13 protein-coding genes are annotated in these 16,291 nt (G+C 57.6%); 9 read left to right on the top strand and 4 right to left on the bottom strand.

Annotated features, from left to right (window positions below; translation table 11 throughout):
- Window positions 1-5 precede the first annotated feature (5 nt).
- Genes tssE through tssA form a run of 4 tightly spaced genes read right to left on the bottom strand, consistent with a single transcriptional unit; the run spans window position 6 to window position 4,022 of the window.
- The gene (gene tssE, locus ACLH0J_RS14985; RefSeq protein ID WP_411392592.1) at window positions 6-413 is read right to left on the bottom strand and encodes a type VI secretion system baseplate subunit TssE; all 408 of its coding nucleotides are present in this window, start codon (window positions 411-413) and stop codon (window positions 6-8) included.
- A 12-nt stretch (window positions 414-425) separates the two neighbouring features.
- Complete coding sequence (gene tssC, locus ACLH0J_RS14980) at window positions 426-1,901, bottom strand: type VI secretion system contractile sheath large subunit (protein ID WP_411392591.1); 1,476 nt, start codon at window positions 1,899-1,901, stop codon at window positions 426-428.
- Between the two features lie 28 nt (window positions 1,902-1,929).
- Window positions 1,930-2,433 (bottom strand): type VI secretion system contractile sheath small subunit, encoded by a 504-nt coding sequence (tssB, locus tag ACLH0J_RS14975; RefSeq protein WP_411392590.1) that lies wholly within the window; start codon window positions 2,431-2,433, stop codon window positions 1,930-1,932.
- A 32-nt stretch (window positions 2,434-2,465) separates the two neighbouring features.
- A complete protein-coding gene (gene tssA / locus ACLH0J_RS14970) occupies window positions 2,466-4,022 on the bottom strand; it encodes a type VI secretion system protein TssA (RefSeq protein WP_411392589.1) in 1,557 nt (518 codons plus the stop codon).
- A gap of 774 nt (window positions 4,023-4,796) precedes the next feature.
- Here tssA and ACLH0J_RS14965 point away from each other — a divergent pair.
- The 9 genes from ACLH0J_RS14965 to ACLH0J_RS14925 all read left to right on the top strand — a co-directional run bounded on the left by ACLH0J_RS14965 (window position 4,797) and on the right by ACLH0J_RS14925 (window position 16,230).
- Complete coding sequence (locus ACLH0J_RS14965; protein ID WP_411392588.1) at window positions 4,797-5,315, top strand: Hcp family type VI secretion system effector; 519 nt, start codon at window positions 4,797-4,799, stop codon at window positions 5,313-5,315.
- Window positions 5,316-5,396: 81 nt separating this feature from the next.
- Window positions 5,397-7,436, top strand: coding sequence for a type VI secretion system tip protein VgrG (locus ACLH0J_RS14960; RefSeq protein WP_411392587.1), 2,040 nt, complete (start codon window positions 5,397-5,399; stop codon window positions 7,434-7,436).
- Entirely contained in the window at window positions 7,433-8,296 is an 864-nt protein-coding gene (locus ACLH0J_RS14955; RefSeq protein ID WP_411392586.1) for a DUF4123 domain-containing protein, read from the top strand. Before ACLH0J_RS14960 ends, ACLH0J_RS14955 begins: the two co-directional genes overlap by 4 nt.
- The gene (locus tag ACLH0J_RS14950; protein ID WP_411392585.1) at window positions 8,293-11,580 is read left to right on the top strand and encodes a toxin VasX; all 3,288 of its coding nucleotides are present in this window, start codon (window positions 8,293-8,295) and stop codon (window positions 11,578-11,580) included. The genes ACLH0J_RS14955 and ACLH0J_RS14950 overlap by 4 nt, the downstream gene beginning before the upstream one ends.
- Window positions 11,577-12,566 (top strand): hypothetical protein, encoded by a 990-nt coding sequence (locus ACLH0J_RS14945; RefSeq protein ID WP_411392584.1) that lies wholly within the window; start codon window positions 11,577-11,579, stop codon window positions 12,564-12,566. The genes ACLH0J_RS14950 and ACLH0J_RS14945 overlap by 4 nt, the downstream gene beginning before the upstream one ends.
- Entirely contained in the window at window positions 12,514-13,446 is a 933-nt protein-coding gene (locus ACLH0J_RS14940) for a hypothetical protein (RefSeq protein ID WP_411392583.1), read from the top strand. The genes ACLH0J_RS14945 and ACLH0J_RS14940 overlap by 53 nt, the downstream gene beginning before the upstream one ends.
- Window positions 13,443-14,393, top strand: coding sequence for a hypothetical protein (locus ACLH0J_RS14935; RefSeq protein WP_411392582.1), 951 nt, complete (start codon window positions 13,443-13,445; stop codon window positions 14,391-14,393). The genes ACLH0J_RS14940 and ACLH0J_RS14935 overlap by 4 nt, the downstream gene beginning before the upstream one ends.
- Window positions 14,390-15,313, top strand: coding sequence for a hypothetical protein (locus ACLH0J_RS14930; RefSeq protein ID WP_411392581.1), 924 nt, complete (start codon window positions 14,390-14,392; stop codon window positions 15,311-15,313). The genes ACLH0J_RS14935 and ACLH0J_RS14930 overlap by 4 nt, the downstream gene beginning before the upstream one ends.
- Window positions 15,310-16,230, top strand: a complete 921-nt coding sequence (locus ACLH0J_RS14925) for a hypothetical protein (protein WP_411392580.1) — start codon at window positions 15,310-15,312, stop codon at window positions 16,228-16,230. Before ACLH0J_RS14930 ends, ACLH0J_RS14925 begins: the two co-directional genes overlap by 4 nt.
- Window positions 16,231-16,291 lie beyond the last annotated feature (61 nt).

Genomic DNA, 16,291 nt, shown 5'->3' with positions numbered 1-16,291 from the left:
CCTCCTTAACTGACCTTGACTTGGCCGCTGCCATCCAGGCACGCGGCGAAACTGACCTGGCGCTTGAAACCTTCAACTTCCAACAGGCCTTCGATACTGAAGGACAGGCGAAGCTGATCGTGGTCACGCGGCAGGGAAATGACACGCACATTGCTCAGGCGCGGCTCGTAGGCTTCGATGAAGTTTTCGATGGCCGTGCGCGCTTGACTCAGGGAGTCGTGCAGGCTCAGGCGCATATCATTGAGATCCGGTAGCCCGTAGTCGGACAGCGTCTGCACGCTGCCCGCCCGGGTACTGAGCATCTTGGCCAGATGGGCAGCCACCGATGCCATGGCGGAAACCTCGCGGCTCCAGCCGTCGCGTATGTTCGCGTCGCCGCCCAGGCGTTCGAAAAGGCTGCCGTATCCGCTCATGATTGGCCCCGTTTACTCTTTGTCCAACTTGCCGACCAGCGACAAGGTGAAGTCAGCGCCCATGTACTTGAAGTGCGGGCGCACGTTGAGGCTTACGCGGTACCAACCCGGCTCGCCCTCGACATCGCTAACGATGACCTGGGCGGCGCGCAGTGGACGGCGACCACGGACTTCGGCACTTGGGTTCTCTTGGTCGGCAACGTACTGGCGAATCCACTTGTTGAGTTCCAGTTCGAGGTCGGTACGTTCTTTCCATGAACCGAGTTGCTCGCGCTGCAGCACTTTCAAATAGTGAGCCAGGCGGTTGACGATCATCATGTACGGCAGTTGGGTGCCGAGTTTGTAGTTCAGCTCCGCAGTCTTGCCTTCCGCGCTGATGCCGAACAACTTCGGCTTCTGCACCGAGCTGGCGGAGAAAAACGCAGCATTGTCGGAACCCTTGCGCATGGTCAGGGAAATGAAGCCTTCCTCGGCCAACTCGTATTCACGGCGGTCAGATACCAGCACTTCCGTCGGGATCTTGGTTTCGATCTCACCCATGCTTTCGAAATGGTGCAACGGCAGATCTTCCACCGCGCCACCGCTTTGCGGGCCAATGATGTTCGGGCACCAGCGGAACTTGGCGAAGCTGTCGGTCAGCTTGGTGCCGAACGCATAGGCCGTGTTGCCCCACAGGTAATGTTCGTGACTGTTGGCGACGGTTTCCTTGTACACGAACGATTTCACCGGGTTTTCTTCCGGGTCGTACGGGTTACGCAGCAGGAAACGCGGTACGGTCAGGCCGATGTAGCGGGAATCTTCGGACTGGCGGAAGCTCTGCCATTTAGCGAACTGCGGGCCTTCGAAGTGATCTTTCAGGTCCTTCAGGTCCGGCAGCCCAGTGAAACTTTCCAGGCCGAAGAATTGCGGGCCCGCCGCCGCAATGAATGGCGCATGGGACATGCAGGCAACACTGGAAACGTACTGCATCAGTTTCACGTCCGGCGAGCTCGGAGACATGAAGTAGTTAGCGATGATCGCGCCCACCGGCTGGCCACCGAACTGGCCGTATTCAGCGGTGTAGATGTGCTTGTACAAGCCCGACTGCATGACTTCCGGCGAGTCGTCGAAATCGTCCAGCAGGTCGTCTTTGGAGACGTTGAGGATTTCGATTTTGATGTTTTCGCGGAAATTGGTGCGATCAACCAGCAGTTGCAGGCCACGCCATGCCGATTCCAGGGACTGGAAGTCAGCGTGGTGGAGGATCTCGTCCATCTGCCGGCTGAGCTTGGCATCGATCTCGGCGATCATGCGATCGACCATGGCCTTCTTGACCGGCTCACCGTTGTTCTGCGGCTTGAGCAGTTCTTCGATGAAGGCCGACACACCGCGCCTGGCGATGCCGTAGGCTTCATCGTCCGGGGTCAGGCGGGTTTCGGCGATGATGCTGTCGAGAATACTGAGTTCGCCGCTTTCGGCGCTTTTTTGCTTTGCTGCGCTAGTGCTCATGGTATTGGCTTCCTTGGCTGATGGGGGCTCAGGCGTCTGGGGCGGCGGCGTTAAGGCCCAGCTCACCCAGCACGCGACCGCGGGATTCGTCGTCGGCGAGCACGCCTTCGATGGCTTTACGGAACGCCGGCGCATTCCCCAGCGGACCTTTGAGGGCCATCAGTGCGTCGCGCAACTCCATCAGTTTCTTGAGCTCCGGCACCTGCTCGACCAGACTGGCCGGGTTGAAGTCCTTCATCGAATTGACGCGCAACTTCACGGCCAACTCTTCGGTTTCACCCTCCTCCTGAAGACGGTTCGGCACGCTCAGCGTCAGTTGCAGCTCTTGCTTGGCCAGCACCTCATCGAAGGTCGTTTTGTCGATGCCGATCGGTTTGCGATCTTCGACTTTGCGCTCGTCCTTGCGATGGGTGTAGTCACCTACCGCCAGCAGTTTCAGTGGCAGTTCGATCTCTTCCTGAGCCCCGCCAGTGGCAGGTTTGAAAGTGACGTTGATGCGTTCCTTGGGGGCTACCGAGCCTTCTTTGGCCATGGCTTTTCTCCTTGCTGTTGTGGCCGTTTGGCCTATTCGAGTACCACTTCGAGATCGAGGTGGCACAACCTGCGATAAATCTCTTCCTTGCGTTCGCGCACCGCGTGGTTTTGCGGCAATAACTCGCAGCAGCTATGCAGCAGGTGGAGTACTTCCAGCGCAAGGTCCGGCTCCCAGTCGTGCAGACCTGAGTCCTGTAATGTTTGATCGAGCGTTTCGAGTTGGGTCTTGGCCAGTTCGTATTTCTTGGCCAGAAAACAGAGGCGTGCCATGGCGAACTGCCAGAAAAATCGCGCGCGACCGCCCTGGGCGTTCTGCAGGCCCTGCTTGAGTATCTGCACGGCAACCTTGAGGCCGTCCTTGCGTAATACCGGCAGGGCCTCTTCCAGCGCCAGCTCCCAGGCGGGCTGTGTATGCGAGACCTCTACCTTGCGCGGCGCGCTGGCGGTCTGCAGGTGCGGCATAACGTTTGCGCTGATCCAGGCGCGTGTGGCGGGGTCGGCAAAAGGCGCCCCGTCGTGAAAGCGCAGTTCGATGATGCCGGGCAAACGTTGAATCAACAGGGCGAAGTGAATTTCCACTTCGCGCATGGCCTGGTCGGCGTTCAGGCCTTGCAGGCATTCCCAGACCATGCGCTGTCCATCGAACCAGAATGGCGTCTTGGCCAGGCTCGCCTCGACCTCAACGATAAGATCCGCGTATGCCGCCTCTTTGTAGCGATCCTGGTAGGACTTGAGCTTGTCCGCCGGCAGCCCACGTAATGCAGTGATGTGTTCGGCATTGCGCTCGGGCACCGCGTCGATGGGTAGCCACAACAGCGTGCGATTGAGGCGCAAAGCACGCAAATCAGTCGCTTTCTGCTTGAGCCACCAGGCACATAATGGCCGCGCACTGTCCTGTTGAGCACGCAGCGCCTTGTGAGCGTCCTTTTCATTGTCGATCGGCGCTCCTGCTGCGAACAGCTGCGTTGCGGCCTGCTTGACTTGTGCAACCGCCGCGCCGACCACGCCCGGCTCCGGTTGATTATCGGCCGCGCGCTGGACCATGCTTTTCAACCGACGCGACATCGGCAAGAGTAGCGGCGCATCGTCACCCAAATGCTGAGTACAAGCGGCATCCAGCCCTTCGAGGTGCTCAACCAATTGACGGAACAGAGGCAGTTGCTCTTTGATCGCGATGTTTTCGTTCAGCACCTGCTCGAGGCGCGGCACGAGCCAGCTGATCGCGGCACTTCGGGTTCGGGCTTTAGAGGGGTGGACATCGGCCCAATGGTGCTCGCACAGGTGGTGCAAAAAGCCGAGCCCCGCCAACAGCCCCTGAAACGATTCGCGCTGGTACAGTGCCCAGGTCAGCCAGGCACCGACTCGCAAATCCTTTGATTGGGTGCGTAACAAACTCTCGCTGTTCTCTCGAACTTTCAGCCAATCGATCTGGCCACTTTCGTGCATGGATTGGGCTTTGGCCAGTTCATTTTCCAGCGCTTCGTATTCGCTCGAAAAACGAACATCCTCGCCCGAAAAACTCTCTTCGGAAATGGAGATTTTTGCGAGCTCAAGATAGTGAGCGGATAGTTTGCTGGAGTAGGACATCCCTGACCTTCAAGTTAACAAATCGCTGGACAGTGCATTACGCGCACGCCAAGCGACAGATGGGAAATATGATGTTTCAACCCATTTAGACCATACCCTTTCACCCACCCAGGATAATGAGCCTTTGCAAACGGCATTGAAGCAGTCGTAAAAATCACACATTTAAATAGCCTGAACCGATCCAAAAAAATCACAGTCAATTGAAGCGGCTCGACATCCTCATCAGGCAGTCGCGCAATGCGCCTTAACCCCCTGAATAGAGCCATTCCAGCAGAGAAAACCAGGACTTAACCCATGGGACATGCCCGCCACCCTGATGTAAGCCATTCACCTGACCATGGGTAGGATGGTTTCTCTACCGGGCCAAAGTCTACACTTGGGACCTAACGCCAAGTAAATAAGAAACATCTTAAAAAAATGCATGAAACTTCCTACGACCACCCAAATCCCCATGAAGCGCTAATCAATCCACAACCACCCTACATGGCAAGTTCTTGCACACCTATTTGTGGACAACCCTGTGGATACCTCTCTGCGAACCTTATATTTACTGACGCCAAGGCAAGTGCGCAAGAAGTTGCACACTACTGTGCAAGAAGTTGCCATCTTTTAGGCTAAAAACTTAGTAAAACAACAGCTCGCGCCACTGACTTACAACTACATCACTGATTTACTTAGCAAATAAATAACATGGCACGATGTTTGATACTTCCGGCCACCCAACAGGCAATTTCGCCTATTGGGTTTCTCATTTTTCAAGCAAGGAGCATCTCCATGGCAACCCCCGCTTACATGTCCATCACCGGCACCAAACAAGGCCTGATCACCGCCGGGGCCTTCACTGCCGACTCGGTGGGCAATACCTATCAGGAAGGTCACGAAGACCAGGTCATGGTCCAGGGTTTCAGTCACGAAGTGATCATCCCCCGCGATCCGCAGTCCGGCCAGCCCACCGGCCAGCGCGTGCACAGGCCCGTCAAGATCACCAAGGTCTTCGACAAATCCTCGCCGCTGCTGCTCGCGGCGCTCACCTCCGGCGAGCGCCTGAGCGAAATCACCATCCAGTGGTTCCGTACCTCGGCGGCCGGCACCCAGGAGCACTACTTCACCACCAAGCTTGAGGACGCAATCATCGTCGATATCAAGGACCACATGCACAACTGCCAGGACCCGGCGAACGCGCATTTCACTCACTTGGAAGACGTTGCATTCACCTACCGCAAAATCACTTGGACCCATGAAGTATCCGGCACTTCCGGCTCCGATGACTGGCGCGCGCCGGTCACTGGCTAAGCCTGGCTGACCCTGCGGGACATCGGCCAGCCGCACTGGCCGATGTCGTTTTTTTCGCTGCATGACAGAAGGAAAAAAGGGATGTTCGCACCAGCCGACCAGACCCACTTCAGCCTCGCCCTCAAGGGGCTCAAATACGAGCTTCTAGTCCTTTCCCTGACGGGACGCGAAGCCATCAGCCAACCGTTCGCGTTCGACCTTGAACTGGTCAGTGAACACTCGTCGCTCGACCTCGAGAGCCTGCTGCACAAGCCGGCTTTTTTGCAGCTCGCACCGGACGGCCGCGGCATTCATGGCCAGGTTTATCGCGTGGCCCAGGGCGACGCCGGCAAGCGTCTGAGCCGTTATTCGATGACCCTGCGCCCGCAACTGGCGTACCTCGCGCACCGCTTCAACCAGCGCATCTTCCAGAACCTCACGGTGCCCAGCATCATTGCCCAGGTTCTCGAAGCACATGGCATCCAGAGCAATGCCTACACCTTTCACCTGGGGACGACGTATCCCACACGCGATTACTGCGTTCAATACGACGAATCCGACCTGCAGTTCATCCAGCGTCTGTGCGAAGAAGAAGGGATTCACTACCACTTCCAGCACAGCGCCACGGCCCACAAAGTCGTGTTCGGCGACGACCAGACGGTGTTCCCCAGGCTCACCCCCGTGGCCTACCAGCAAGACTCCGGCCTGGTCGCCAGCGAACCGGTCATCAAGCACTTCGGCCTGCGCCTGGAAACCCGCACCAGCCGCACCACCCGCCGCGACTACCACTTTGAAATCCCGCACGTCAGCCTCGAAGGCGACGAGCGCAGCGACGCCCTGCCCGACCTCGAAGACTACGACTACCCCGGCCGTTTCCACGACAGCCAACGCGGCAGGCACCTGGCCAAACGCGCCCTCGAACGCCACCGCAGCGACTACCGGCTCGCCGAAGGCACAAGCGATCAACCGCTGCTGCTCAGCGGCCATTTCCTACCCCTGACCCACCACCCCAAGGCCCGCTGGAATGACCTGTGGCTACTGACCGAAGTCCTCCACGAAGGCAAACAGCCCCAAGTCCTCGAAGAATCCATCACCAGCGACACCCCCGATGACGATTTCCACCAGGGCTACCGCAACCGTTTTCTCGCCACCCCGTGGGACGCGTTCTACCGCCCGCCGCTGAAACATCCCAAACCGCGCATCCTCGGCAGCCAAACCGCCGTGGTCACCGGTCCCCAAGGCGAAGAGATCCACTGCGACGAATACGGCCGCGTCAAAGTGCAATTCCACTGGGACCGCGAAGGCCAGGGCGACGACCACAGCAGTTGCTGGCTGCGCGTCTCGTCCGCCTGGGCCGGCGCCCGCTACGGCGGCATCGCCATCCCCCGCGTCGGCATGGAAGTGCTGGTGACCTTCCTCGAAGGCGACCCCGACCAACCGCTGATCAGCGGTTGCCTGTATCACAAGACAAACCCCGCCCCCTACCCACTGCCGGCGAACAAAACCCGCACCGTGTTCAAAACCCTCAGTTCACCGGGCGGCGGTGGCTTCAACGAACTGCGCATCGAAGACAAAAAAGGTCAGGAACAAATCTTCCTGCACGCCCAGCGCGACTGGGATGAAAACATCGAACACGACCAAAAGATCCGCGTCGGCAACGAACGCCACGACACGGTCGAGAAGAACGCCTACAGCGAATTCAAGGCCGAGGAGCACCACACCGTCCACGCCGACCGCAAGGTCCAAGCACGGGCGGATGACCACCTCACAGTGGCGCTGAATCAGCACATCAAGATCGGCACGGGGCTATTCGTCGAGGCAGGCCAGGAGATTCACCTGAGCAGCGGGCTGAAGGCCGTGCTGGAAGCCGGTATGGAACTGACGCTCAAGGCCGGCGGGAGTTTTATCAAGATCGACCCCAGCGGCGTATGGATCAGCGGGCCGGCGACGAATCTGAATTCCGGGGGCAGCCCTGGCAATGGCACAGGGGCAGCGCCGTTGTTGCCGGGGCTGTTGAAGGCGGTGGATGCGGATAAGGCTGGAGCGTTGTTGGGACCCGCCTTGCGTCAGAACCTGCTATGGGCAGCCACAACAGCTCAGCCGGTCTGCGAGATATGCCAGAAGCCGGGGGCGAAAAAATGATGCCAAGCACCTCACGTTATTTGCTTCTGGATGGGGCAAAGATAGAAAACCTGCCGGGCCACCTGTACAGGCTGGAAGGCAACCCGACGTTCGAGTGGCTCTACCTGACGACGCCCTACAAGGCGGTATTCGATATTGGCCCTGTCCTGGTCGTCTTGCGTGCCAACAGCCCCCTGGAACACCGGTTCACCACGCACTGGCAATACGATGCCGGGCTAATGATTGAAAGCGACGCCCCCATGCAAGCACTGGCTGAACATCTGCGCAGCCTGATTCACGCGCGAGTAAACGGTGATGTTTCGTTACTGTTTCGTTTTTACGACCCGCGTGTCATGCGTCATTGGCTGCCCATTCTCGATTCAACTGAAAGGGACCACAGGATGGGCCCGATCAGCCGTGTGCGCCTGCCCGCAACGCAAGACCAGGGCGAACAGTGGATCGTTCGCGCACACCGGCAAAACGCCGAGCACTATGCCGAGCGTCCGTGGCTTTACCTCGACGAGCAGCAGCTTCAATACCTTAACCAAGGCCAGCTGGAAGCCTTCGACCAGCAACTGCTGGAACATGCACGCACCTACTTTCCCGAATGCCTGACACAGCGCTCGATCGCCGAACAGCGGGCGTGGGCGGCAGCGTGCCGCGAAGGCGCCGCCCGTTATGGATACTCGAGCCCCAGCGAAGTCGCGCGCTGGTCGGCTTTGGTCGCCGCCCACGGCACGGCGTTTGCGCAAGCGCCCGAACACCAGGTTTATCGCGACCTTCTCCAACAGCCATCGCTCAACGCCACACAACGCCTGGATGCCTTGCTGGAAGAACTGCATCGCCATTGGTTATTGACTGATAAAGAGTCCTTTTCATGACCGTCCAACCGCGCAATAAAAACCGCAACCTGGCCGCTGCCGATCAGGCCGCGCAATCTCAGTTCGGCCACGAAGACCTGTCGAGCCCGGTCGCCGCCTGCCCCGCCCGCCAGCCTGAAATCTTTGTGGTTCCCGCTCGCTACGCCATGGCTGAACAGGCCGCCGAACATGCGGACTTCCAGCCTTCCAACCCACCCCAAAGCCATCCGATGGGACTGCGCCGCTTGCGTGCCGGCTACCTGTATCTGTGGCACGCCGAAGGGCCACTCAGCCGTTATGCCGTAGCGGTCGATGGCCTGTTGGTGGAACAACCGCTGACGCAACCCCATGTGGCCATCACGACAGGAGAAAAGGCTGGGATCGCGTTGAACAAGAGCACCGATGCCTGGATGCTCTACAGCGAAATGCCGTTAAGCAACGATGCCTGCGAACGCCTGAAGAAGAGTGACGAACGACGTCTACGCATGCGCCAGATAGGCCTTCCCGATGTCGCCAAACGCCTATCGGCCCAGCACTGTCCACCGCTCGAAAAGGCGCCTGCACTGGTGGCCGAGCTCATGCCAGCGGTGCGAGATAAAGCCTTGGCACACGACTATCAGCAGAACGGCGCGACCTACCGTGAAGACCTGAAAACGCTCGGCAACGTGGTCCACGACAACCCAACGCAAGACAACATAAAGGTCTTCGTTGCCCGCTCGCAGTCACTGCGCGAACGCGAAGAGGCGGCTGGCGCACGACCACCGGGAGAAACCCTGGTCGAACCCGGCGTCTGGAGCGCCTGCCCTTGGGAGGTCGACGCCACCCAGGCATGGCTCGATGCAGCCAAGCGCCAGGCGGCCGCGCTGTATGCCGTGTTTGCTGCCCTCGACGATGACCTGGGCGTGCTGCGTGATATCAACCATGAGCAAGAGTCGGTCGAAGCGGGTCATGAACAATGGGTCGGTGATAACAACCTGCGGTTGAGCGTCGGTGGTTTTGTACGCAGCCTGGTCAGCGAAGACGGCGCCGAATTGGCGGGCATCCTCAGCTACCGTTACAAGGATTACGACATCACCCTCACGCCGGAGCAGGGTCAGGTGATGCTCGATGCACAGCATCAACTGGATGCCGAACTCAAGGCTGAAACCCTGGCCCGCCAATACGGTGGTCACCCAGGTCGAAACGAGGCCGCAGCGCGCGATGCACGTATTGCCGCTATCGTGGCGCCGGTACGCGCCTTTATTCCGGCGCAGTTGTACAACGAGGCGGAATACGTGGTGCGCGAATACCGTGCCGAAAAACAGGCCAATCTCGACAACGACACCTTCAGCGCCAAGGTAAGTCAGTACATCGATCTGGAGGCGATGAACACCTGGCTCGATACCACCGCGCCCTTGCATTTCGAGCAGATCGAACAACGCCATCAAGTCCTGTTCAGCGACCGAGAGGTGTACCTCAAACGTTCGAGCACCGGCACGTGGTTTGTCGATTACCACGACATCGACACTCGACACTGGTTGACCGAAATGGCCCTCGGCTGCCTGAGCGCCCAATGCATTCGTGCCCAGGGCGCCGAACAATACGCCAACTATGTGCGGGCGGCCGATGGCGGCGCGCTGACCCAACTGTTCCGCGCCTGGACCCCCTCCCTCGATGCCGGCCTTAACAACACGGCTCGCCTGGGCGAACTGATGGCGGCACTGGCGTCCGAGAACATCACCGCGACCTATCAAGCCCTTGCGCCGCTGACCGCGCCCATTTTGGACGACCTGGCGGCCATGGCCCGCGACGCCAACAGCCTATGGAGCGTGCTGGTCAACCGGCTGGCGGCGGCGTTGCTGTTGCTCAACACAGATAAAACGTTCAGCAGCGCCTGGCTCGGCATTTTCGTCACGGCTCGTTTGGGCAGCGACACGCGTGTCGAGGAGCTGATTAAAAATGGCCGACCGTTTTGGAAGTTGCTGGGGCAAAAAGCCGAAGGGCTGACCCGATGGGCAGCCGCCACGGGAAGAGCCATTGGCGCCGGACATGTGGCCGGGATCACCCACTCCACCTTTGTGACCAATAGCGGCGGAGTCGTTCCCCTGGCGGCCTTGCTGCTGAATACCCTCAATGCGGGTAATCAATTGGGTCAGGTCGGGACCTTGGAGGGGATGGATAGCCGGAGAGAGAACGATGTGGTTTCCGCGTCGTTGTATGCGGGGGCGGCGTTGGTGGCGGTAGTTGATAGTCAGGTGCGGTTGGGGCTGAAGAAAAACAGTTTCCTTTTCCTTAATTCTATGACCCCAACTCTCACTCTGTTTGGTGGGGTAATTGGTGCACTATCCACTGGCGCAGCACTTACAGAACTTCAATCCCTGAAAATACAGCTAGAGAGTGCCCAGACTCGTGCAGATCCTTGGCTGGAAATGCGCCAAACTGTAGTTGCTGGGCAAGCAACAGCTTATGGCGCTCAGGCGATCTTAGGCTTCAGCCAAACAGTAAGGGCCTTGGCAGGATTAGTTGAAGTCAACATCGCCACCCTGCGCTATACGTTATTCATGGGCCCGCTGAACTGGATCATTGCCGTACTGGGTGTTCTGTACCTGATCACCTGGTTCTTTCAGCAAACGCCCTTGCAAAACTTCCTCAACTTCTGCTGCTGGTCAAAAGCGCGGGCAGGCAATCTGGGGCCTATCGCAGCCCAGGCGCAACAAGACGAGCTCAATCAACTCTACAGCATCCTCTACACACCGCGGGTCAGCATGGAGAGCCGCTCGGTGACGATGCCATCCAACGGGTACTCTGGACTGACCTTCGTGAGTTCTATCGAAGCCCTGACCATTGACTTGCCGGGAGCAGAGCCTGGAAGCGCTTATCTGGAACTGGCCCTGATCGGTGACCCCGTCGATAGCCAGGCTTACAGCGCCCTGTTCAAAAACAGTTCGACCTATAACTTCCTCCCACCCACGCCATGGCGGGATATGGCACCTCACTGGCTGCCAAGTAGCACCTGTGTATGGATACCGGCCAAGGAAGGCCAAGGCTTGCGCCTGAGTGGCCCGTTCAACACAGAGCCAGGTGTCCTCGGCTCGAAGCCCCGCACCATTTCACTGCGATTGCGCTACCGCACGCCGTTGACGGCATTGCTGGGCGCCAACAGCTTTATCGGCGGAGAACGTGGCGTCGCCTTTACCCTCAGCAATAACGCGGGCGTCATTATCCTGCGAGACGACCCCACACCTGAACTCGACCGTGCGCCCTTCTATCGGCTCGGCGAAGGCTATCCCAACGCCATTTATCTGCAACCGGAGGAAAAACCATGAGCACGCCACCAGCAGGCACCACTCAAAAACGGTTGTTTTCGCGCAATGATTATCTGGCGCCACTGCCCATTCCCACAGGTGAAAAACCGTGTGATGTACTCAACACCATCTGGCGTAAGAACGATGTTTTTGTCGACATTGGCAATTACAGCATCGCATCTGCGGTAATGACGATTTGGCCTGGTGTGATGGTGTTTTTAGCCATGTCTTACTTCACCCGAAATCTCAACTCCGACTTCAGTCAGGATATTTTGATGTGGGGCTTAGTTATCATGGCTCTTCCTGTTTTTTTTTTAATCCAGGGCCTATTCCGCGAAGTCCCCTTACCCGTGCGCTTCAACCGCCAACGCCGAGAAGTCTGCGTCCCCCGAGGAGACGATGAATATTGGATTGTTCCCTGGGAAAGCGTGACAGCAGCAGCCACGCAACACTCCTCGGTCAGCCAGGCCGGCAGGACCACAATGGGACTGCTGATCATCGGCTTTGAGAACCCGGACCCGCAGGCTAAAGACGACAACAAGCATTTTTCATTTGGCTTCAATTGTGGTGGCGGCACCACGGCCATGGCGTTGTGGGAATGCATCCGCAGTTATATGGAGATTGGGCCGCAGGCGGTGCCTGACAGCCGAGTCGGCATACCCCTCTACGAAGAAACGCAAATCGGCTCGATCATCACAGATCTGCGTAAAGGCGACCTGATAATGGTTGTATGGGGGATATTCTGCATCACGATGCTGGGCACTTATTTGGCGGAGAAGCTGCAGAATTTAAAGCTGTCGCACCCACCTGAACTGCCCTATCCCGACATCATCGAATGGTCCAAACCACTCCCCCCGAACAATGGGCCAAGCGCTCCGCAGAACTGGAAACCGCCATCGCCAAACGTGAAGCCGAATTGGCCATACAGACGACTCAAGCGTCAGAGGACAGGCCATGAGCACGCCACCGGCAGGCACCACTCAAAAACGGTTGTTTTCGCGCAATGATTATCTGGCGCCATTGCCCATTCCCACAGGCGAAGAACCTTGTGATGTGCTCACCACCATCTGGCGTAAGAACGATGTGTTTGTCGACATCGGCAATTACAGCATCGGTGCGGCAGTGATGACGATTTGGCCGATGATGGTGCTCTTTGCGCTTATGAGTTACATCACACCTGACCCTCTAATATGGGGCGGGGGACTAATCATCGTGGGCATCCCCATCTTATTTGTAATCCAGGGCCTACTCCGCGAAGTCCCCTTACCCGTGCGCTTCAACCGCCAACGACGAGAGGTCTGCGTCCCACGAGGAGACGATGAATATTGGATCGTTCCCTGGGAAAGCGTGACAGCAGCAGCCACGCAACATTCCTCGGTCAGCCAGGCCGGCAGGACCACAATGGGACTGCTGATCATCGGCTTTGAGAACCCGGACCCGCAGGCTAAAGACGACAACAAGCATTTTTCATTTGGCTTCAATTGTGGTGGCGGTACCACGGCCATGGCGTTGTGGGAATGCATCCGCAGCTATATGGAAATTGGGCCGCAGGCGGTGCCGAAAGCGGCTGCACTTAACGCAGGCGAGAGTCTGCGTTTCTACCTTGACTACATGAGGGATAAGGCCAAAACCCGTGGCTGGATTCTGACGTTACTGTGGGATGGAGTCTTCGGCGTGTTTATTTTTAACGCACCTTTGGCGCAATACCTGCAAAGGAAAAAACTGTATCCGCCACCCGACCTGACGTATCCGCCCATCATCGAATGGTCCAAACCACTGCCACCCGAACAGTGGGCCAAGCGCTCCGCAGCATTGGAAACCGCCATCGCCAAACGTGAAGCCGAATTGGCCGTACAGACGGCTCAAGCGTCGGAGGACAGGCCATGAGCACGCCACCCGCAGGCACCACTCAAAAACGGTTGTTTTCACGCAATGATTATCTGGCGCCATTGCCCATTCCCACAGGTGAAAAACCGTGTGATGTACTCAACACCATCTGGCGTAAGAACGATGTTTTTGTCGACATTGGCAATTACAGCATCGCATCTGCGGTAATGACGATTTGGCCTGGTGTGATGGTGTTTTTAGCCATGTCTTACTTCACCCGAAATCTCAACTCCGACTTCAGTCAGGATATTTTGATGTGGGGCTTAGTTATCATGGCTCTTCCTGTTTCTTTTTTAATCCAGGGCCTATTCCGCGAAGTCCCCTTACCCGTGCGCTTCAACCGCCAACGCCGAGAGGTCTGCGTCCCCCGAGGAGACGATGAATATTGGATTGTTCCCTGGGAAAGCGTGACAGCAGCAGCCACGCAACACTCCTCGGTCAGCCAGGCCGGCAGGACCACAATGGGACTGCTGATCATCGGCTTTGAGAACCCGGACCCGCAGGCTAAAGACGACAACAAGCATTTTTCATTTGGCTTCAATTGTGGTGGCGGTACCACGGCAATGGCGTTGTGGGAATGCATCCGCAGCTATATGGAAATTGGGCCGCAGGCGGTGCCGAAAGCGGCAGCACTTAACGCAGGCGAGAGTCTGCGTTTCTACCTTGACTACATGAGGGATAAGGCCAAAACCCGTGGCTGGATTCTGACGTTACTGTGGGACGGCATACTCGGCGTGTTTATTTTTAACGCACCTTTGGCGCAATACCTGCAAAGGAAAAAACTGTATCCGCCACCCGACCTGACGTATCCGCCCATCATCGAATGGTCCAAACCACTCCCCCCCGAACAATGGGCCAAGCGCTCCGCAGAACTGGAAACTGCCATCGCCAAACGTGAAGCCGAATTGGCGGTACAGACGGCTCATGCGTCGGAGGACAGGCCATGAGCACGCCACCCGCAGGCACCACTCAAAAACGGTTGTTTTCGCGCAATGATTATCTGGCGCCACTGCCCATTCCCACAGGTGAAAAACCGTGTGATGTGCTCAATACCATCTGGCGTAAGAACGATGTGTTTGTCGATATCGGCAATTACAGCATCGGTTCGGCGGTGATGGTGATTTGGCCAATATTGGTTATTTTTTTGGGACTGGCATATGCATTAAATGACCCTGATGCACTCATCGTGGGGGCGTGTATTACAGGCATCCCCATCTTGTTTGTACTCCAGGGCCTATTCCGCGCAGTACCTTTACCCGTGCGCTTCAACCGCCAACGCCGAGAAGTCTGCGTCCCGCGAGGAGACGATGAATATTGGATTGTTCCCTGGGAAAGCGTGACAGCGGCGGCCACGCAACATTCCTCGGTCAGCCAGGCCGGCAGGGCCACGATGGGGCTGCTGATCATCGGCTTTGAAAACCCGGACCCGCAGGCTAAAGACGACAACAAGCATTTTTCCTTTGGCTTCAGTTGTGGCGGCGGCACCACGGCCATGGCGTTGTGGGAATGCATCCGCAGCTATATGGAAATTGGGCCGCAGGCGGTGCCTGACAGCCAAGTCGGCATACCCCTCTACGAAGAAACGCAAATCGGCTCGATCATCACCGACCTGCGTAAAGGTGACCTGATAGGGGTTGTATGGGGGATATTCTGCATCACGATCCTGGGTACTTATTTGGCGGAGAAGCTGCAGAATTTAAAGCTGTCGTACCCACCTGAACTGCTCTATCCCGACATCATCGAATGGTCCAAACCACTGCCACCCGAACAATGGGCCAAGCGCTCCGCAGAACTGGAAACCGCCATCGCCAAACGTGAAGCCGAATTGGCCGTACAGACGGCTCAAGCGTCGGAGGACAGGCCATGAGCACGCCACCAGCAGGCACCACTCAAAAACGGTTGTTTTCGCGCAATGATTATCTGGCGCCATTGCCCATTCCCACAGGCGAAGAACCTTGTGATGTGCTCACCACCATCTGGCGTAAGAACGATGTGTTTGTCGACATCGGCAATTACAGCATCGGTGCGGCAGTGATGACGATTTGGCCGATGATAGTGCTCTTTGCGCTTATGAGTTACATCACGCCTCACCCTCTAATATGGGGCGGAGGGCTAATCATCGTGGGCGTCCCCATCTTGCTTGTAATCCAGGGCCTACTCCGCGAAGTCCCCTTACCCGTGCGCTTCAACCGCCAACGACGAGAGGTCTGCGTCCCGCGAGGAGACGATGAATATTGGATTGTTCCCTGGGAAAGCGTGACAGCGGCGGCCACGCAACATTCCTCGGTCAGCCAGGCCGGCAGGACCACAATGGGACTGCTGATCATCGGCTTTGAGAACCCGGACCCGCAGGCTAAAGACGACAACAAGCATTTTTCATTTGGCTTCAATTGTGGTGGCGGTACCACGGCAATGGCGTTGTGGGAATGCATCCGCAGTTATATGGAGATTGGGCCGCAGGCGGTGCCTGACAGCCGAGTCGGCATACCCCTCTACGAAGAAACGCAAATCGGCTCGATCATCACCGATCTGCGTAAAGGCGACCTGATAATGGTTGTATGGGGGATATTCTGCATCACGATGCTGGGCACTTATTTGGCGGAGAAGCTGCAGAATTTAAAGCTGTCGCACCCACCTGAACTGCTCTATCCCGACATCATCGAATGGTCCAAACCATTACCACCCGAACAGTGGGCCAAGCGCTCCGAAGCACTGGAAACCGCCATCGCCAAACGTGAAGCCGAATGGGCCGTACAGACCGCTCAAGCATCAGAGAGGACGTAACGGGCTACACACGCCGCCAAGCCCTCCGATTGTTCCGGGGGCTGGCGTCGGTGCCGCGCGG

The organism is Pseudomonas sp. MPB23 (genome assembly GCF_046605395.1).
Lineage (GTDB): Bacteria > Pseudomonadota > Gammaproteobacteria > Pseudomonadales > Pseudomonadaceae > Aquipseudomonas.
The sequence above is the reverse complement of the archived record's forward strand: the minus strand, read 5'-3'. Positions and strand labels throughout refer to the sequence as shown.